Origin of the sequence: Ruegeria marina (assembly GCF_900101475.1) — a bacterium.
Classification (GTDB): domain Bacteria; phylum Pseudomonadota; class Alphaproteobacteria; order Rhodobacterales; family Rhodobacteraceae; genus Ruegeria_B; species Ruegeria_B marina.
This window is the reverse complement of the sequence record NZ_FMZV01000008.1, coordinates 51,082-69,252: the sequence shown is the minus strand read 5'-3', so window position 1 is coordinate 69,252 and position 18,171 is coordinate 51,082. Positions and strand designations below refer to the sequence as shown.

Here is an 18,171-nt window from a genome sequence, read left to right as displayed (position 1 = left end):
TCCCAAGACCATCCCGCTTCAGTAGCTCTTGGGCAGACCAAGCGAGTGTTGCGCGAAGAAGTTGAGAACCATTTCCCGGCTGACAGGCGCGGTCTTGTGAAGGCGCGCGATGAACCACAGGTCAGCAAGCCCGTATTCCAGCGCCATCCCGTTGCCGCCATGCACCTGTATTGCCTGATCGAGCGCCACCAGCGAGGCATCGGCCGCCGCGAATTTCGCCATGTTCGAGACTTCGCCGGCCTCGGGCGAGCCTTCGTCGTAAAGTTGCGCGGCGCGCGCGGTCATCAGGCGGGCCTGCTGCACACCCACATAGGCCGCGGCCAGTGGGTGCGACACGCCCTGATGCGCACCGATTGGGGTACTCCAGACCTTGCGTTCGCCCGCCTGAATCGCTGCCTTTTCAATAGCATAACGCGCGATTCCGTTGTTGATAGCCGACGCGCAGATGCGCTCGGGGTTCAGTCCGGAAAAGAGCTGCTTCAGACCCTCCCCCTCGACACCGACCAGCGACGAGGCCGGTATTTTCACGTCGTCGAAATAGAGCATGAAGCTGGTTTCGGGCACGTGCAGCGCGGTTTCGATCGGCGTCTTGCTGATGCCGGGGCTGTCGGTGGGCACGAGGAACAGCGAAAGCTTTCCGCGCCCACGCTCGTCAAGATCCTCGCCCCGCGCCACGACCATGATCGCGTCGACCTCGTCAACGGCCGAAGTCCAGTATTTGTTCCCGTTCAGGGACCAGCCATTGCCATCCTTGCGGGCGACGGTCGAAACCTTGTGGGTGTTCGACCCTGCATCCGGTTCGGTAATGGCAAAAGCGAGGCGCTTCTTGCCCGTGGCGAGGCCGGGCAGCCATGCGTCCTTCATCTCCTGGCTGGCGTGGTTCTGGATAATCGGCGCGCAAATCGAGCCGATGACCAGCGACAGGATTGGGCAGCCCTGTGCCGCCACCTCTTCGACGATTACGTTGTAATCGGCCATGCCGCCGCCGCCGCCGCCGTATTCTTCTGCAACGTGAACGCCGATGAAGCCGGCCTCGCCAAGGGCGTTCCACAGTTCGACCGGCTTCGCCTTTCGGCGGGTCACGTCTTGGAAATACTTGCGTCCGAAACTGCCGGCGAGCTTGCCGACATTTTCCCGCAGCATCGCGTGATGTTCCGCTGTGTCGACCAGGGATGAGTTGAAAACACGCGCCATGTCCGGGACCTATCCTGCGTTGCTATTGATTGTTTCTGTCGCCCAGTCGTAGAAACCCCTGCCGGATTTCTGACCAAGATCGCCGCGTGCGACCATGTCCTGCAAGAGCTGCGGCGGAGCGAAATGGGGACCGATCGTGCCGGCCAGTTGCCGTGCAATGTCCAGCCGGACATCAAGCCCGACCATGTCGCTCAGGCGCAGCGGCCCGATCGGGTGGCGATAGGCGATGGTGATCGCGCGGTCGATATCCTCGGGACTTGCGACGCCCTCTTCGACCATGCGGATCGCTTCGAGCGCTTGCACGAGATCGAGGCGGCTCGTCGCAAATCCGGGGCTGTCGGCGACGATGGCAGTCGTCTTGCCGATGGCCGCAGCAAGCGCCTGGGCGCGTTCCACGCTGTCGGCGCTGGTTTTTGCGCCACGGATCACCTCGACCAGTTTAAGAGACCAGACAGGATTGAAGAAATGCATCCCCAGAAAGCATGCGGGATCCCTAACAGCACCAGCCAGAACGTCGATCGACATCGAGCTTGTATTGGTCGCAATCAATCTAGGCGCGCGGTTCGCGATATCGGCCAAAACCTTCATTTTCAGGTCGAGGCGTTCCGGTACGGTTTCGATCACGACATCGAGTCCGACCGGCAATTCCGTCGCGCCCTTGATAATCCGAACCTGCGATAGGTAGCCATCGGCCTTTTCAGCGGTCATCTTGGCCCGCGAAACGGCACCTGCGGCGGTCTCTTTCAGGGTGGCTTGAGCGCGCGACGCCGCCTCTGCCCCCGGCTCGACGAGGAACACTTCGAACCCGGCCATGGCGAAGACATAGGCGATGCCGACACCCATCGTGCCGGCGCCCACAACGCCGACGCGGCCTGTTTCTGTGACCGGGCGATCAGGCATGGCGATGCACCTCGGTCGATTTCTGCGCCGCCGGTGTCTTTCGTTTTTCGAAGCCGGAATAGTTTTCGTCCGCGCATTTCTGCAGGTGTTGCCGGTAATTCCGCACGCCGCCGGAGAAGGGCATGAAAACCCTCGGTTTCCCTTTGACTTCGCCGCCATTGTAAAAGCTGTTTGCGGTCCCGTAGAGCGTTTCGCGCGCACGTTGCTGAACATAGTCCGTCCAGGCCCGCTCGGCCGCCTTTGTCGCTTCGAATTCCGCGATGCCCTGCGCCTTGAACGCGGCGAGCATCCGGGCAAACCAATCGGCGTGCTCCTCGATCGAGACGATTACGTTGGACAGAACCGAGGGGCTGCCCGGGCCCGCGACAATCACCATGTTGGGAAACCCGGCCGTGGCGAGCCCAAGCTGCGTAAGCGGTCCATCAGCCCATTTTTCGGCCAGCGTCTGGCCACTTCGTCCCACGATGCGCGGCCTCAAGAGTGCACCCGTGAGGGCATCGAACCCGGTCGCGAAAATGACGATGTCGAGCTCGTGCAGTTTTTCGTCCGTGCGGATACCGTTTGGCGTGAATTCGACGATCGGGTGTTCCCGAATATCCGCCAGTTCGACGTTGTCACGGGCAAACGCCTCGAAATACCCGCCATCGACCGAAGGGCGGCGCGTGCCGAAACCATGATCGTTGGGAACGAGCTTCTTGCGCAGTTCCGGATCCGCAACCCGTTCGCCCATCTTGCGTTTCAGAAAGTCGCTAGCCACCGCATTGGCCTTTGCGTCAAGCAGGATGTCGGGAAAGGTCAGGGCAAAGCCGAAGCCAAGCCGGTGATAGGATTTCTCGAGCGCGGCCTCACGCTCCTCGGTCGAAACATCGAGGGTCTTCACCTTGCCGGGCTGAAAGCCCAGTCCTGTGGGTGAATTGCGGATCTGTTCCCGGCGCGCGTCGTAGTTCGCCTTTACGCGGGCATCCTCTTCGTCGGTCAGGGGCGCGTTCGCGGCGGGCAGACTGTAGTTTGCGGTGCGCTGGAAGACTGTCAGGTGCGCGGCCGTTTCCGCAATCACCGGGGTCATCTGCATTCCGGACGATCCCGTGCCGATAATGCCCACGCGCTTGCCCGTGAAATCGACCTGCCGGCGCGGCCACATCGCACTGACGATGACCTCGCCGCCAAAATCCTCCTGACCCGGGTAAGACGGGATCTTGGGCGCGGAGAGCTGCCCGAGGCACAGCATCAACGTGTTTGCCGTCCATCTGCACCCTTCAGAGGTCGTGACCTCCCAGACGGCTTGATCCTCGTCATAGACCGCCTCTTCCACGCGGGCGTTCAGCACTATATCGCGGCGAAGGTCGAACCGGTCGGCGACGTGGTTGATGTAGCGAAGAATCTCTGGCTGGGTCGGATAACGCTCGGACCATCGCCACTCCTGCTCAAGCTCCTTCGAGAAGCTGTAGGAGTAATCGAAGCTTTCCACGTCGCACCGCGCCCCCGGATACCGGTTGTGATTCCAGACCCCGCCGATTTCATCCGACGCTTCGAGCACAACCGCCGAAATCCCCTGTTCGCGTAGTGCGTAAAGCGCCCGCAAGCCTGCCAGCCCTGCACCAACAATTAGCGTTTCGGTGTGCGCCATGAGCGGTCCTCCCCGACCTGATCCACACCCGCTGATATGTGGATGTACTGGCAAATACATAAATATACTGATCAGTATATTTCAAGGGAAATATTGTGCCGCGCGTGAGAAATCAGGAACGGAAGAGGCGCATGGAACTCGCGGCAGGGCATCTCGCAAAAAGCGCGACCCAACTGTCGATCTGGCCGATTGCGAACCGAAAAACTTCTCTTTTACAGAGCGTTATCGGGTTGTCCTGTCGTTATGTGTGACGAGGTTGAGCACGATTTCCGTCATCCTGTCGGACAGATCCTGTGCGCTCAGACGGCCCTGGGGACTGTACCAGAATGTCGACCAGCTGACTGCGCCGACAATGGCAAAGGCGGTGACATTGGGATCGGGCAGCTTGTACCCGGCGGCGGCGCAGGCCTTCGTTAGCAGCAACTCGATTCGCGCCATGAAGTTGTGCCGCAGTTCTGCCAGCTCTGACGCATGTTCGGGCAGAAGGTTCTTTTCTTCGCGGATGTTGATGGCGATGTTCTTCTGCCGCCGCAGTACCGCGTCAACGTATCGTGGAATGAACCGCCTCAGGGTTTGGGGATCGGGTTCGCCAAGGGCCAGAACCCGTTCCACCTCCTCCAGCGCGCTGCCGACACCGACGCGGCAGATTTCGACCAGCAGATCCGGTTTCGAGCCGAAGTTGGTATAAATGAACGGTTTTGTGACGCCCAATTGCGCGGCGACATCGTCAAGTGTGGTGTTGGTATAGCCCTTTTCATAGAAAAGATCCGTGGCTGCACCGAGAGTGCGCTCGCGTTTCAGGGCGGCGACTTCTGCGCGCAGGTTCGATTTGGTTCGCTTTCCATCGGCCATTATGGCTGTTCCCGCGCTTGTCTGGCAGTCCGCGAGGCCGGTCGGGATTCTTCCCGTATTTTGCCGACCTCCGGGCTTGCCCAGATTGAGTTCATTGTCATACTTATTGGTATCAATCATTACTTACCAGAAAAGAATCCGGTGCGATGCCTGTCGATCCCTGCTTCAGCGAACTTCTGTCGGATCCGCGCAACACAGTGCGCCCGCCGCCGGCACATGTTCCCATGGAAAAGGTCCGCCAAGCCGCCGACCGCGCCATGGCGCAAGGCGAATCGCCCGTGATGGCTTCTGTGCGCGATGCGGATTTCGCTGTCGAGGGGCGTGCAATCCCCGTCCGTCAGTATCGTCCCATCGAAGCGGAGCGGCTTCCCGCAATCGTGTTCTGCCACGGCGGTGGTTTCGTATGGGGCAGCATCGAAACGCATGACGGCCTCTGTCGAAGGCTCGCTGCCAAGACCGGTGCATCGGTTTTCAGCGTCGGCTATCGCCTTGCGCCGGAAACGCGTTTTCCAGGACCTGTGCTCGATGTTCTCGGAGTGCTGGGCGCGGTGCATGAGTGTGCCGATGGTGAAGACATCGATCCAGACGCCCTTGCCCTGTGCGGCGACAGTGCGGGCGGCGCGATATGCGTCAGTGTGGCGGCCCTGGCGGCACAGTCAGGCCTATCGCTTCGACACCTCGGGCTGTTCTACCCAGCTCTGGACCCATCCTGCAATACGCCCAGCCAACACGCCTTTGCTGAAGGCCCGCTTCTGACGAAGTCGGCGATGGAATGGTTCTGGTCATGCTACCTTGGTCCCGGCAAGCCGCCTGAAAATGTGCCCTTGCCGGGCGACCTGCGCGACCTGTCCGGCCTCCCGCCGACCACGATCGCCACCGCCGAATTCGATGTCCTGCGCGACGAGGGCGTGCATTTCGCAAAACGATTGACTGACGCAGGGATAGACACCGAGTTGACGTGTCATCCCGGCATGATCCACGGGTTCCTGTCGTTACCTGCGACTTCGCACCAGATTGATGCGGCTTTGGATGGGATGTGTCAGCGCCTGCGCGCTGCATTTAAGCCCGGACGTGAGGGTGCAGACAGATTCTAACCAGTCTCGGTTTCCCACGAACCGCAGGAACTTAGGCGACGCAAAGCTGACGCCACTCGGCCAGAGCCGCGGCGCGGTTGAGCTTGAAATTCTGTCGGCTGGTGAGGCTGCGCTCCGAGTTGAAATGGCTGAAGACCGCGGCGTGGACGGCGGCGAACATCTGCAAACTTCGCATGCGCCGAAAGCGCTGCATTGCCCGCTCTCGTCGTCGGAAAAGCAGGTGCGAATTCTCAGCCCTGTTGTTCAGCCAGCGACCCGTTTCCTGCCTGCGGGTATTGCCGATGTCTTTCATCGGCGCACCGCAGGACCTCAACCGGTCGGTCACCAGGACATGAGATCGACCGTGGCGTTTCATTGATTTTCTTGGGAATTTCAATGCGGCCTTCTTGTCTCTCGTCTTCGCGACGCAGCTTTCAAGAACCTCACCTTGGTGATCGACGGCCCGCCAAGGGGAGTGCCGTTCTCCATTGATCTTCAAGAACATTTCGCCCAGATGCCAACGCCACTGCGGCCAGGACCGAAGCCGATTTGCGCGTTTCTTGCGAATCTCGGACGCAAACATCGGACCAAATTTTTGCCACCAGAACCGGATCGTTTCGTGGCTGACATCGACGCCGCGCTCGTGAAGCAGATCCTCGATATTGCGCAGTGACAGGGGAAATCTGACGTACAGCATCACCGCCAGACGAATGATCTCTGGGCTGCTGTGGAAGCATTTGAAAGGATCACGCTTCTACATGCCGACAGGCTACGAAACCGCCCCGCCCGCCTCAACCGAAGTCCTTCGGACACCGCGTCCTGTCGATGGCTATCGATTCAAAGCCCTTGAGATAACAGGTTGTTTCGGCGCAAGATCGGAGGTGTCGCCAGAAATCGCTGCGGCTATTTCTCGTGGTCCGGAAAGCCTCAGAAGGACGCCATGCGATTTCGTAGTTGGATCGTCACCACCATCGTGATCGGGATTGCGCAAGCCGTCCTGTCCCTCTTGCTGGTACTGCAACACGACGCTCTCTATTCCGAACTGCTCAGACAACGTGTCTCGGTCATAGCACAAACGACGGCCGAGACCTTTCGGCCGATCCTTGATCTCGGCCTTCCCATCTCGATGCTGCGAGGTGGGGACGCGATCGTCGCACGCGGGATCGACATTGATCCCAACATCGTGGCAGTGCATGCGATCAACCCGTCGGGCGTCGTCGTACATACCACCGGACCAAAGCCGCGAACACTGTCGAACGATCTGATGTTCGCGATGCGCCTGGCGGATGGCGACTTCTGGGGGCACGAAACACAGGACTTTATCTACAGCGGCTTTTCGATCAGGAGCAGCAGGAACGGACCGGTTTCGGGCGCAGTTGTCGTGGAATACCCACACCATCCGTTGGATCAGGCGTCTTCCAATATTGTCAGGATCACGCTGCGCAATGCGCTCTTGATCTTTGTCTGCACATCCGCCCTCGCCTATGTTTCGTTCCACTTGGTCCTGGGCCGGCCACGACGGAGACACGCGGAATTCCTGAGCCGATATGCGTCCGGTGCCGAGCAGAGCCCCGCCGAGCGTCTACACCCATCGCAGGAACGCGGCGCGGTCGATTCCGAGTATGCGCGGCTGGAGCAAAGCTTGCAGGATGCAAAGCTTGCCTATGATACGGCTCGGCGCGCCATCGCAGCGCCGGAAACGGCCGCGCCGGTGACAGCGCCTGACCCGGTCCAGCTTGCCCCACAGAAGGATCTTGCAGCAGGCAAGGAACTGAAGACCCTGATCATGTCGCGAGTCTTGCCGATCACGATCCTCCTTCTGGTGGTTTCCTCCTTTCTGATCATGGCCTTGACGATGCGCGCCGTGACACGATCCATCGAACCCGAACTCGCCGCGCGTACCAATCTGATCGGCACGGTGGTGAGCGAGAATGTCCAGCGCGCTCTGGACAGCGGCGTAGCCTTGGACGAGATCGTCGGCGCCGACAGCTTTTTCGGCGACATGCTCGAACGGCTTCCCGAGGTTTCCTACATCGCTGTAGCGACAGGTCGGATCGTGATCGAGGCGGGAGAGCGGATCGACCCCTATCTTGCCCCACCGCGCGAACGCCGCGGCGTGCGCAGCCATCCGATTCTCCATGCCGGGGAAGAGGTCGCCTATGTCATCATCGACATCGACCCGCGGTTGATTTCGCAACGCTTCCGCGGCGCGTTTCTCGATGCCGCGGTGATCCTGCTAGTGACCGTCCTGCTGGCCTGGGAGACCATGCTGCTGCTGACAGGTCGCACTCTCACAGGCGGCCTTTCCCGGTTGCAACGTCTTAGCGGGATGCAGGCTGCCGGCGACTTCTCTCGGCGGGTCGTCATCAGCGGACAGAGTTCGATCCATCAGCTTCTACGGGACATGTCCAGACGGGCCGAAGATCTGCACGTCGCCTTCGCCGAGGCACTGAAGGCAGCGAACGGGCGCAGTCGTCCCGCCCTTGAGGATCTGGGACGGCGGTTTGGCTTGTCGCCGAAGGGGCCGCGGCCGCTGGAGACCTCGTCTTTCGCCGACATCCGGCTAGCGCTGTTTCTCTTCGCTGCGGCCGACGAACTGCCATTGGCATTCCTGCCACTCTACACGCGGTCAGCGGACAACCTCTGGCCCTGGCTGGATACATCCATACTGATTTCTCTGCCCCTTGCGGGATACCTGCTGGCGATCGTGGTGATGTCCCCGTACGCACGGGTTCTGGTGGAGCGGTTCGGAGTCAGGGCGCTGTTCCTCGCGGCGACCATCCCCACGCTCGCCGCGCATGTCGGCATCTTTGCCGCGACCACGGCGCAGGAAATCATTCTCTGGCGGACGGTGACCGGTCTTGGCTACGCTCTGGTGACCTTGGCCGCACAGGACTATGTCCTAGGCGTGACCCCGAAAGACGGCCGCGACCGAATACTGGGCGTCTTCACCCTCGTGCTTTTCGGGGGCATTTTCGCTGGCGTGGCGATTGGCGGTGTCTTGGCGGACCGCCTCGGGCCGGCAAATGTCTTTCTGGTCAGCGCATCCCTCATTGCGGCATCGGCCCTGCTGAGTGTGTGGCTGATCGCTCCGGAGATCGGCCGGTCGCGGATGGTCGGTGCCGCAGCGCCGGATCGTGCCGCAAAATGGCGCGCTTTGACGGACCTGCGGCTTGCTTCCCTGATCCTTGGCATCGCCATTCCCGGCGCCGTCGTGCTTCAAGCCTTCGTATCCTATCTCGTGGCGTTGACGCTCGACGCTCAAGGCGCCTCGTCCGCCGAAACCGGCCGCATCCTGATGCTCTATTTCCTGGCCATCATGGTGGTCAGCCCACTCGCCGGGCAGTTGACAGAAACCCTGCGGGTTCCTGGAACGCTTTTGTGCCTGGCAGGCGCGGCGTTGTCGGGTCTGTCGTTGTTGCCCGTGGCTGCCGCGCCATCCCAGGCGACGATGGCGCTTGCGATGATCGGCGCAGGTACGGGAGGCGCCTTGGTGCGCGGAACGCAAGTATCCCTTGCGCTCAGGTTAGCCGAGACAGACCTTTCGCAATGCGGACCCGCAGCGGTTCTTGGTGCCTTGCGAACCGGAGAGCGGCTGGGCAGCATCATCGGCCTTGTCCTGATGGCCGTAATCGCGGGAGCGGCAGATTACCAGACTGCCACGATTGCGATCGCAGCATGGTCGCTGGGCGGCGCTGTCCTTTACGGGATCATGCTTGGTACGGGTCTATTGACGGGAACACGTTCAAGTCGGTGACATGGCCTTGGGGATATTCAGAGAATGAGGACAGATCTTATGAATACAGCCTTTGAGGATCGCGGCTGTCCTGAACCTCGACCGCCCGGTCGTTCCCGCTGCGGCAGAGACAAAGGCATCGCTGAAATCAGGTCCACCTCGGGTCGTCGTGATTCCTGCGCGAGAACGGTTAATTGTTTGCTCTGTTTGCAGTCGAGAATGGGATTGCGATCGTCAGTCCCTACGAGTGTCTGGTGCGACATGTGTGCGGGCCATTCGGCCGGCCACGCTTTCGGCCAAGTCATCAAGACCGGTCCGCTTGCCGGTCAAGCGCATGCCTCGCTTCATCGCGCCGATGCGGCTTTCCTTGACAAGTGCAAGCGATGCGGCGTGAATCCGAGGTAACCTAAGAGAGACTGGATCCATGTGGCGAGATCTTTCCGTGCCGCTTGCCGCGGCAACCATTTGTTTATTGTTGTCCGTGTCCCATGCGATGGCAGAGACAAAGACGATCTTCGCCGTCACCTTTGACCTGTGCGATCCGATCTGCGAGGGCTTTCGGAATGAAATCGAGGCCAGCGGTTTTGACGCCGAGATCGTCTGGCGGGACTACGAGCTGGACAAGGCTCGCCTGCCGGGCCTCGTGGCAGAGGCACGCGAAATCGGCGCGGACCTGATCCTGACAAATGGCACAACTGCAACGCTGGGCATTGTCGGCACCTTGGCCGACGACGGAAACAGCGCATACATCGGCGACATTCCAGTCGTCTTCACCAATGTCGCGAACCCTTTCAGCGCAGATATTGCCAAGGACTTCGACAGCACCGGGCGAGCCAACCTGGCTGGCACGTTCAACCGCCCGGACGAGTCGCTGAATATCAATGTGATCAAGAGCTATGACAGCTCCTTCGACACGTTGGGGCTGTTGTACAACTCCAATGAAGCGAATTCGGCGATCAAGCACGCCGAACTGCTGGATCTATCCAAGACCATGGGCTTCACCCTGGTCGCGGTCGAAATGTCCACAGACGGCGCGCGTCCTGATCCGGCCGACATACCGGCCGCGCTGGATCATCTGCGGGATCAGGGGGTCCGCTGGATCTATGTCGGTTCAAGTTCGTTTTTGCAAAGTCATGCAGATGCATTCACCCGCGGCGCCGGCGAACGCGGCATGGCCGTCGTCAGTCCATACGAACATCTCGTGCGTGACAGTCATGCGTTGATCTCGGTCGCGGCCAATCTCGAGGATGTCGGGCGGATCGCTGCGCAGCAGGCACTGCGAATTCTGCGCGACGGCGAAACGCCTGGCGACCTGCCAATCGTCAGGGCGACGGAATTCGCCTATGTCGTCAACATGGATGTCGCCAGGAAGTTGGAGAGAATTCCACCGTTCGCGTTCTTGCAGATCGCCGAAACCGTGCCGGAGTGATCTTCACAAACGGTGCTGTCATTTGTGGACGTATATGGCCTTGGCTGATCGCAACTGCCTGATTGGGTCTGGTTCGGCGAACACGATTGCTGACGTATATCCGGCTTGCTTGTGCGGCCCGATATTTCGTCGCCGCGAGCCCCGATGGGTTTCCGCGTGCTTCCTCCTCAACGGCTCCGAGGGTCCTGTCAGACAGACTCTAACTGGTCTGAGCTCGAACAGTAACCCAGCCCTTTATGCCGCAGCAAGTTGACGCCACTCGGCCAGAGCAGCGGCGCAGTTGAGCTTGAATTTCTGTCGGCTGGTGAGGCTGCGCTCCGAATTGAAGTGGTTGCAGACCGCGGCGTTAACGGCGGCGAAAACGGCGGCGAATTTCTGCAAACTTCGCATCCGCTGAAAGCGTTGCATTGCCCGCTCCCGTCGTCGGAAAAGCAGGTGCGAATTCTCCGCCCTGTTGTTCAGCCAGCGACCCGTTTCCTGCCTGCGGGCATTGCCGATGTCTTTCATCGCCGCACCGCAGGACTTCAACCGGTCGGTCACCAGGACATGAGGTCGACCGTGGCGTTTCATTGATTTTCTTGGGAATTTAATGCGGCCTTCTTGTCTCTCGTCTTCGCGACGCAGCTTTCAAGAACCTCACCTTGGTGATCGACGGCCCGCCAAAGGGAGTGCCGTTCTCCATTGATCTTCAAGAACATTTCGCCCAGATGCCAACGCCACTACGGCAAGGACCGAAGCCGATCTGCGCGTTTCTTGCGGATCTCGGACGCAAACATCGGACCAAATTTTTGCCACCAGAACCGGATCGTTTCATGGCTGACATCGACGCCGCGCTCGTGAAGCAGATCCTCGATATTGCGCAGTGACAGGGGAAATCTGACGTACAGCATCACCGCCAGACGAATGATCTCTGGGCTGCTGTGGAAGCATTTGAAAGGATCACGCTTCTACATGCCGACAGGCTACGAAACCGCCCCGCCCGCCTCAACCGGAGTCCTTCTGACACCCCCGGCAACCCCAATGATCTATGACCGCGCTCCGACCTGTGGTATCTTCCCAAGTATTTTGGGGGAATTATTATGACCGACACGAAACAAACTGACATCGTTCGCAATGGGTGGGCGGCGCTTGCAGCCGGCGAGTTGGATAAGCTCACTGCTGATTATGCCGAGGACATGATCTTCGTCCTACCAGGGCAGGATGACGTTTTGGAGGGACGCGCGGCGTTCCGGTCCGCGCTCGACGGTGTGGGAGACGCGCTGCCGCCCGGCTTTGACATCACGTCGATGACCTACTGCACCGGTGAGAACGAAGTTGTCACGGTGCTCCGGTTTACCGCCGCAAAACTGCCCAACGGCTCGCAATGCGCGGTTCTGTTCCGCTTCAATTCGAACGACAAGATCATCGAGGAGCGGTGGTTCGTGGATACCGAACAGTGGAGGGGCGCTTTCTAGGAAAGCTCGGTCGCGTTCTGCAGGCGCCATGACGTGAGGCACCTGGTCTGATTGAACGGGCGTGTCATCCTCCGTGTCTGTGAGCAAGGGTGGGGCAGTGCATTTTCCGGCAGGTGCGACCGTCGGCGCGACTTAGGAGCGCTTCTTTGACTCCAGTCGCCGCGCCTGCGCGTTGACCCGCTGCTCGAGCGCGAGCCAGCCTAGTGGTTGGACAAGCGCCTGCGTCGCGGCATTCTCGGCCATCGCGGTGGCAAGGTCTCCGATCTGCTCGGACACGTCTGCCGCGATCAGGTGGGCTTCGGCCTGCACCCCGCGCATCCCGGCGCGCGCCGCCTCGTTCGTGGTCCGCTCGACCCAGAGCCGTGCCTGCGCGGCATCTCCGGTCTTGGCGGCGGCTTCCAGCAAGCCGAGCATGGAGAGGCACTTCCCTCTCCGGTTCCCCAAGGTATCGAACCAGCGCATGCCGTCCTCCAGCCACGCGGTTCCTTCTTCGATCTGTCCGCCGCGCACGAGGCCGCGCCCATACGCGGCGTCCCCGGCATAGGCGAAGTAGAAGGCCCCAATCCGCTCCGTCCGCCACGGTGCGTCGGAGAGGCGCGACAGCCCCTTTGCCGGGTCGTCGGCCGCGACAAGGACCATCCCGAGAGCGAGGTCGGCCATCAACCGGTCGAAGCCACTGGCCGCCGAAGCGACACCATGCTCGGCCGCCGCAAGCGCGTCGCTGAGATTTCCCGCTTCCGCCTGACTGAGTGCCAACAGGCAAGCGCCCCAGCATTCGGCCGGCGGATAGTTGTCCCGCGAGCCCATCGCCTGAAGGCGCGATGCCTCCTCCGCCGCAACGCCGACCTGACCCACCTGCGTTGCGTGCGCCCACCTGGCATAATGCGACAGCGTGAACAGGTAGGCTCCAGACCCATTGATTTCGGGCTTTTGGCATGATTCAGGCTCCGCAAGGAGACCCGATCGATGAGCAATCTGTACTGGCTGACGGACGCCCAAATGGAGCGTCTGAAGCCGTTCTTTCCCAAGAGCCATGGAAAACCCCGCGTCGATGATCGTCGCGTCCTCAGCGGCATAATCTTCATCAATCGCAATGGCTTGCGATGGTGTGATGCGCCAAAGGAATACGGCCCGGCGAAGACCCTTTACAACCGATGGAAGCGCTGGAGTGACAACGGCGTCTTCGCTCGGATCATGGTCGGCCTGGCCGCCGAAAGCGCCGAACATAAGACGATCATGATCGACGCGACCTATCTCAAGGCACACCGCACGGCATCGAGCCTGTGCGTGAAAAAGGGGGGCGTGGGCGCCAGATCGGGCCTACCAAGGGCGGCATGAACACCAAGCTGCACGCCGTCGCCGATGCCAAGGGGCGCCCGATCGGGTTCTTTTTGTCCGCCGGTCAGATCAGCGATTACACTGGCGCAGCGGCGTTGCTGGGCAGCCTGCCAAAAGCGGGCTGGCTGCTGACCGACAGGGGCTATGATGCCGATTGGTTCAGAGAAGCGTTGAAAGACAAGGGGATAAAAGTCTGCATCCCCGGCCGAAAGTCGCGAAAGAAAGCGGTGAAATACGACAGGCGGCGCTACAAACGGCGCAACCGCATCGAGATCATGTTCGGCAGGCTCAAGGATTGGCGACGCGTGGCAACCCGATACGACCGCTGCCCGGAAACGTTCTTCTCCGCAATCATGCTCGCCGCAACCGTTCTGTTCTGGCTATGAAATTCAATGAGTCTGGAGCCTAGCGGTCCCCCAGATGTCTGCCCAGCGCCTCGACCGACGTGCTGCGCGACGGTAGCGCGTCAAAGGCCTCTCCCTCACCCACGATCGAATCCAGCCAAAGTCTCAACCCCTTGGCGTAGCCGACGCTACTCTCGTCGCCCAACTTCTCGCCAATAGCCTGGGCACGATCAAAGGCCTGCCGCGCATCCGCGTAGCGCGTGGCGTGCATGTAACCCTCGCCGATCCAGGTCAGCAGCCGTGAGACCTCCTCGATCTCGCCAAGCGTCTGGACCCGCGCGAGATGGCTTTGCGCCAGTTCCGTCATCGCCGGAAAGTCGCCGTTCCAGCACAGGATCTGGGTCTGATTCACGACCGCACGCGCCAGCAGCAGAATGTCGTCGACCTCACCGGCAGGGCCGGTCAGGTCAATGCATTTCTGAAACCATTCCTGCGCATCGCGCAACCCGAAGAGATCCAGCGCCTTGTTCCCGGCCATGAGTGCATATCTCGCCGTCGCAATCGCGTTCCCGGCGGCCTCGGATTGCTGCGCCAGAAACTCCGCGACTTCGACTTCCTGTCCGGCGTGAAGGTCTTCCAGACGCCGCGCCACGTCGTCGTGCAGTCTGCGGCGATCTTCGGACAGGAGGCTCTCGTAGATTACCTGCTGAACCAGAGCGTGTTGAAACTTGAAATGGTCCGGCTGCTCGGGCAGGGCCTGCACGATGCCGCTCTGCTCCAACTCGGCCATGTGTCGCCCGCCCCCGTCGCCGAGCAGGCGCGTGTCGAACTCACGCCCGATTACCGACGCCCGCTCCACCAACTGCCGCGCCTCCGGCGAGAGCCTGTCAACGCGTTGCATCAGCAGCCCGGCGAGGGTTTCGGGAATGCCCGAACTGTCCGGGACTGGCCCTTCCGACGGCTCATGGGAGAAGTGACGGGCAATCTCCTCTAGGAACAGGGGATTACCGCCGGCACGCTCGATAAAGGGCATCATGTCAGCGACCGTACCCTGATCGGCCAGATGATCACGGAAGAGCTGTACCGCCTCAGATGTCGACAAGGGTTCGAGAACCAATTCCTCGACGCCGGGCGCATCCATCCAAGGCGCAGAAAACTCGGGGCGAAACGCCGCGACGATCAACACGCCGCGTCTGTGGGGGTCACGCACCAAGCCATCCAGAACGTTGCTCGAGCGTTCGTCGATCCAGTGTAGGTCGTTCAGGTAGAGGACCGTGGGCTTGAGGCGCCCATGTATTTTGATGAACTCGGACAGCGCCTCGCGGGTGCGCGAGCCGATCAGGTCGGGATCCACGCCCGGTATCGAGGCCTTCAGCTCGACCAACCGGCGCAGATAGGGGATGTGGCGGTCTCGGTCCAGTCCCGCCTCTACGAGCCGGTCTTCCAGAGACCCGCCCTCGGCGACCACTGTATCGCGAAAGCGCCTCAAAAGGTCTATGAACAGATGGAACGCCGTCGTTCTCGCATGCGGGCTGCATTGGCCGATCAGCAGCGTAAACGCCTCGCCCTGCCGCGTGATGAACTCACGCAGCAGGCGGGACTTGCCGATGCCGGGCTCCCCGATCACATGGGTCGTCACCAGAGCGCCAAGGCGGGCGCGGGACAGCGCCGCTTCCAGAGCGCCGATCTCATGCTCTCGCCCGATCAGGGGCGCCAGATCACCCTGCCGGCGTTCGAGGCGGTCATACGATCCCGAAAACCGCACGACGCGCCAGATCGGTACCGGATCATTAAATCCCTTGAAGACGTGCGGCCCCAGTGTTTCAAAATCCGCCGCCCCGTCCGATAGCCTGCGGCACGCCGGACCAACGACGACGCTGCCCGGCTCCGCGACCGTCTGTAGCCGTGCCGCGAGGTTCGGTGTCGATCCCAACGCGGAATGTTCCTGCGCGGCCCCTCGTCCGACGATCTCACCGACAACGACGAGGCCTGTCTCGATCCCGACGCGCACCTCCAGCCGACCCGCACCATCGGGCACCGTCAATTCGCCGATCTGCTTGACCAGCGCCAACCCGGCTTGGATGGCGCGTTCCGCGTCATCCTCGTGGCTTTGCGGATAGCCGAAATAGGCGAGCACACCGTCACCGAGAAACTTCGCCACGAACCCACCGTAGCTCTCCACCTCCTCGCTGACCGCATCCTGAAAGTCCCGGATCGTCTTGCGATAGCCCTCGAGGCTCAGGCGCGTCGAGAGTGCGGTCGATCCGACGAGATCGGCAAACATGAGCGTCAAAAGCCGCCTCTGCGCGCGCGCGGACGTTCCGTCTGCCGGTCCCTCCGTGCTCCCCAGCGCCGCCGCCGCGGCCAGGATCCGTTTACGGTGACCAAGCTTGTCGACTCCAAGTTCGCGCAAGTCCGCATCGCTCAAGGATGGCAGCAAATCCATGTCGACATCGTTCTCGACAAACGCAGGAACATGCTGCGACAAGTCCAGCGCCGAGAGGAATTCGGAAATTTGCTCGGTCATCGCCCCCTCGAACACTTCGAACAGACAGGCTCAAGAGCGTATTCGTTACGACGTGAAAAATCAAAACGGCGGTGTCAGACAAATGTGAACCAGTCTCTCCAAGGGCAGTATGGCTGTCCCTTATGCTGCGGAAAAACCGCACCACCCGGCGAGAGCAGCGGCGCAGCGACGGTAATTGCCGAAACCGTGTCCATAAAACAGCCCATAACCAGCAGCAGCAGGTTGGTCAGCATCAGAAAGCTGGTCTGGCTCTCGATATGATGAGCCATGAATTCAACGATGTGGTGAGGGACCCGGTGCTCGGTGATCAACAGGTTGATACTGGCTGCGATGGCGATCAGCGGGAACAGCGAGCCGACCATTTTCGAAGCGTCGACGGTGATCTCGAAATAGTCCCGGAACCGCAATTCCCTAAGAAGCACCGCCTCGATCAGCAACGCACAAAGCAGCGCGACGGCGGCGGATTCGGTCGGAGAGAAGTAGCCCGAGTAGATTCCGCCCAGCAGGATGATCGGCATCAGTAGCGCAGGGATCCCGTGCAAAAGCGCGCCCCAGAGTTCCGCCAGGGACAGGCGGCTGACCGCCATCTTGCGGTTGTAGACGACGGCATAGAGTGAAAAGACCCCCGTCAGCAGGATGCCAGGGCCGATCCCGGCCTTGAACAGGTCGGCAATCGGACTTTCCGTGATTATTCCGTAGATGATCATCGGAATCGACGGCGGGATCACGATGCCCAGCGTGCCGCCAGCTGCAAGCGCGCCGATGGAGAAGTGCCTAGAATAGCCGTTTTCCAGCATCGCCGGATACAGGATCGTGCCGATGGCCAGCATGGTCACGATGCTGGCGCCGGAGATCGCGGAAAAGACGGCACAACTTAGGATCGCGGCCACGGCCAGCCCGCCAGGAACCGGGCGGGTCAGAGCGATCATGACGGCAACCAGGCGTGCCTCGATACTCCCCCTGCTCATCACAGAGCCGACCAGGATGAACAGCGGAACGGCCAGGACCAGTTCGCGATCCATTGCCGACCAGAGATCGGCGGCGAAATATTCGAGTTCGCCACCGCCCCAGACAATGTAGGAGTAGCCCGCGATAAAGATCAGGATCAGGATCAGGTTAACCCGAAGGACCAGAAACAGGATCGAGAGGAAAAGGAGTAGAATGCCGCTCATTCGATGCTCTCCGACTCGATGGGAGACAGGTCCGGCCAAACGGCATAGGCCGCGTGGCGCAGCGCCGAGAGGGTGAAGGCAATGGGCATCGACACCTGCATCGGCCAGACCAGCCAGCCGAGGGTCACGTCGCGCTCACCGATTTCGCGGGAGAAGTTCGCGACATCCCAGGACGCCTTGGCGAGCATGAGCAGGATCAGTGCAGAAACCACCTGGCCGGCGCGGACCCCAGCAGTTTCGACCGGTCCGGCAAGCACCCCGTCAAGAAATTTAGGGCGCAGGTGCCCTCCGGTCGCGGTCGCTATGCCAAACCCCACCAGCGCGCACAGGATCAGCGCATAGACCGCAACCCGGACAAAGCCGAACACCCCCTGCCCGAACACTTCGCGACCGACGATGTCGGCGATCAGGGCGCCAAGCATCACGACAAAAGTGCAAAACGCCAACGCTTTTTCGGAACTCAAAAGTAGGGCCAGCGCAGAACGGGCGACGGTCTCCATGGCCAACTTTACCTCCGAACGACAA

The 18,171-nt window shown here is 60.9% G+C and carries 13 protein-coding genes and 2 pseudogenes; 5 read left to right on the top strand and 10 right to left on the bottom strand.

Going from position 1 to position 18,171, the window contains the following annotated elements; genetic code table 11:
- Positions 1-18 precede the first annotated feature (18 nt).
- From BLT75_RS12540 to BLT75_RS12525, 4 genes are all read right to left on the bottom strand, one after another.
- A complete protein-coding gene (locus BLT75_RS12540; RefSeq protein ID WP_093031924.1) occupies positions 19-1,194 on the bottom strand; it encodes an acyl-CoA dehydrogenase family protein in 1,176 nt (391 codons plus the stop codon).
- Positions 1,195-1,203: 9 nt separating this feature from the next.
- Positions 1,204-2,094, bottom strand: coding sequence for a 3-hydroxyacyl-CoA dehydrogenase family protein (locus BLT75_RS12535; RefSeq protein WP_093031922.1), 891 nt, complete (start codon positions 2,092-2,094; stop codon positions 1,204-1,206).
- Positions 2,087-3,721: a flavin-containing monooxygenase gene (locus BLT75_RS12530; RefSeq protein ID WP_093031919.1), complete on the bottom strand. Its 1,635-nt coding sequence runs from the start codon at positions 3,719-3,721 to the stop codon at positions 2,087-2,089. Before BLT75_RS12530 ends, BLT75_RS12535 begins: the two co-directional genes overlap by 8 nt.
- Positions 3,722-3,943: 222 nt before the next feature.
- A complete protein-coding gene (locus BLT75_RS12525) occupies positions 3,944-4,573 on the bottom strand; it encodes a TetR/AcrR family transcriptional regulator (protein WP_176827990.1) in 630 nt (209 codons plus the stop codon).
- Positions 4,574-4,719: 146 nt separating this feature from the next.
- Between BLT75_RS12525 and BLT75_RS12520 the strand changes: the two genes are divergently transcribed.
- On the top strand, positions 4,720-5,667 hold the full coding sequence (locus BLT75_RS12520) for an alpha/beta hydrolase (protein ID WP_093031913.1): 948 nt from the start codon (positions 4,720-4,722) through the stop codon (positions 5,665-5,667).
- A gap of 31 nt (positions 5,668-5,698) precedes the next feature.
- Here the strand turns inward: BLT75_RS12520 and BLT75_RS12515 are convergent.
- Positions 5,699-6,400: pseudogene (locus BLT75_RS12515) on the bottom strand (IS6 family transposase); the annotation flags it as partial.
- A gap of 186 nt (positions 6,401-6,586) precedes the next feature.
- Between BLT75_RS12515 and BLT75_RS12510 the strand changes: the two are divergent.
- Together BLT75_RS12510 and BLT75_RS12505 are read left to right on the top strand one after the other, a co-directional pair.
- Positions 6,587-9,403, top strand: a complete 2,817-nt coding sequence (locus BLT75_RS12510) for an MFS transporter (RefSeq protein ID WP_093031910.1) — start codon at positions 6,587-6,589, stop codon at positions 9,401-9,403.
- 403 nt (positions 9,404-9,806) lie between these two features.
- On the top strand, positions 9,807-10,811 hold the full coding sequence (locus BLT75_RS12505; protein ID WP_093031908.1) for an ABC transporter substrate-binding protein: 1,005 nt from the start codon (positions 9,807-9,809) through the stop codon (positions 10,809-10,811).
- A 234-nt stretch (positions 10,812-11,045) separates the two neighbouring features.
- On the opposite strand, the pseudogene BLT75_RS12500 reads toward BLT75_RS12505, so the two are convergent.
- Positions 11,046-11,719: pseudogene (locus BLT75_RS12500) on the bottom strand (IS6 family transposase).
- Between the two features lie 171 nt (positions 11,720-11,890).
- On the opposite strand from BLT75_RS12500, the gene BLT75_RS12495 reads away from it, so the two are divergent.
- Complete coding sequence (locus tag BLT75_RS12495) at positions 11,891-12,265, top strand: nuclear transport factor 2 family protein (protein ID WP_093031906.1); 375 nt, start codon at positions 11,891-11,893, stop codon at positions 12,263-12,265.
- A 132-nt stretch (positions 12,266-12,397) separates the two neighbouring features.
- Here BLT75_RS12495 and BLT75_RS12490 read toward each other — a convergent pair whose 3' ends face one another.
- Positions 12,398-13,120, bottom strand: coding sequence for a hypothetical protein (locus BLT75_RS12490; protein ID WP_093031904.1), 723 nt, complete (start codon positions 13,118-13,120; stop codon positions 12,398-12,400).
- 111 nt (positions 13,121-13,231) lie between these two features.
- Here BLT75_RS12490 and BLT75_RS12485 point away from each other — a divergent pair.
- Positions 13,232-13,989 (top strand): IS5 family transposase gene (locus tag BLT75_RS12485; RefSeq protein ID WP_093031902.1). Its coding sequence is split into 2 segments (ribosomal slippage): positions 13,232-13,556 and positions 13,556-13,989, totalling 759 coding nucleotides; the frame shifts between segments, so codons are not numbered across the junction.
- A gap of 19 nt (positions 13,990-14,008) precedes the next feature.
- On the opposite strand, the gene BLT75_RS12480 is transcribed toward BLT75_RS12485, so the two are convergent.
- The 3 genes from BLT75_RS12480 to BLT75_RS12470 all read right to left on the bottom strand — a co-directional run bounded on the left by BLT75_RS12480 (position 14,009) and on the right by BLT75_RS12470 (position 18,146).
- The gene (locus tag BLT75_RS12480; RefSeq protein WP_093031900.1) at positions 14,009-16,474 is read right to left on the bottom strand and encodes an ATP-binding protein; all 2,466 of its coding nucleotides are present in this window, start codon (positions 16,472-16,474) and stop codon (positions 14,009-14,011) included.
- Between the two features lie 74 nt (positions 16,475-16,548).
- A complete protein-coding gene (locus BLT75_RS12475) occupies positions 16,549-17,646 on the bottom strand; it encodes a TRAP transporter large permease (protein ID WP_093031898.1) in 1,098 nt (365 codons plus the stop codon).
- Positions 17,643-18,146, bottom strand: coding sequence for a TRAP transporter small permease (locus tag BLT75_RS12470; protein ID WP_093031896.1), 504 nt, complete (start codon positions 18,144-18,146; stop codon positions 17,643-17,645). The genes BLT75_RS12475 and BLT75_RS12470 overlap by 4 nt, the downstream gene beginning before the upstream one ends.
- Positions 18,147-18,171: the final 25 nt, after the last annotated feature.

Coding starts and splice junctions, on each gene's coding strand:
- BLT75_RS12520 (WP_093031913.1), top strand. CDS start 4,720: ATGCCTGTCGATCCCTGCTTCAGCGAACTTCTGTCGGATCCGCGCAAC.
- BLT75_RS12495 (WP_093031906.1), top strand. CDS start 11,891: ATGACCGACACGAAACAAACTGACATCGTTCGCAATGGGTGGGCGGCG.
- BLT75_RS12535 (WP_093031922.1), bottom strand. CDS start 2,094: ATGCCTGATCGCCCGGTCACAGAAACAGGCCGCGTCGGCGTTGTGGGC.
- BLT75_RS12525 (WP_176827990.1), bottom strand. CDS start 4,573: ATGGCCGATGGAAAGCGAACCAAATCGAACCTGCGCGCAGAAGTCGCC.
- BLT75_RS12505 (WP_093031908.1), top strand. CDS start 9,807: ATGTGGCGAGATCTTTCCGTGCCGCTTGCCGCGGCAACCATTTGTTTA.
- BLT75_RS12540 (WP_093031924.1), bottom strand. CDS start 1,194: ATGGCGCGTGTTTTCAACTCATCCCTGGTCGACACAGCGGAACATCAC.
- BLT75_RS12480 (WP_093031900.1), bottom strand. CDS start 16,474: ATGACCGAGCAAATTTCCGAATTCCTCTCGGCGCTGGACTTGTCGCAG.
- BLT75_RS12470 (WP_093031896.1), bottom strand. CDS start 18,146: ATGGAGACCGTCGCCCGTTCTGCGCTGGCCCTACTTTTGAGTTCCGAA.
- BLT75_RS12475 (WP_093031898.1), bottom strand. CDS start 17,646: ATGAGCGGCATTCTACTCCTTTTCCTCTCGATCCTGTTTCTGGTCCTT.
- BLT75_RS12530 (WP_093031919.1), bottom strand. CDS start 3,721: ATGGCGCACACCGAAACGCTAATTGTTGGTGCAGGGCTGGCAGGCTTG.
- BLT75_RS12510 (WP_093031910.1), top strand. CDS start 6,587: ATGCGATTTCGTAGTTGGATCGTCACCACCATCGTGATCGGGATTGCG.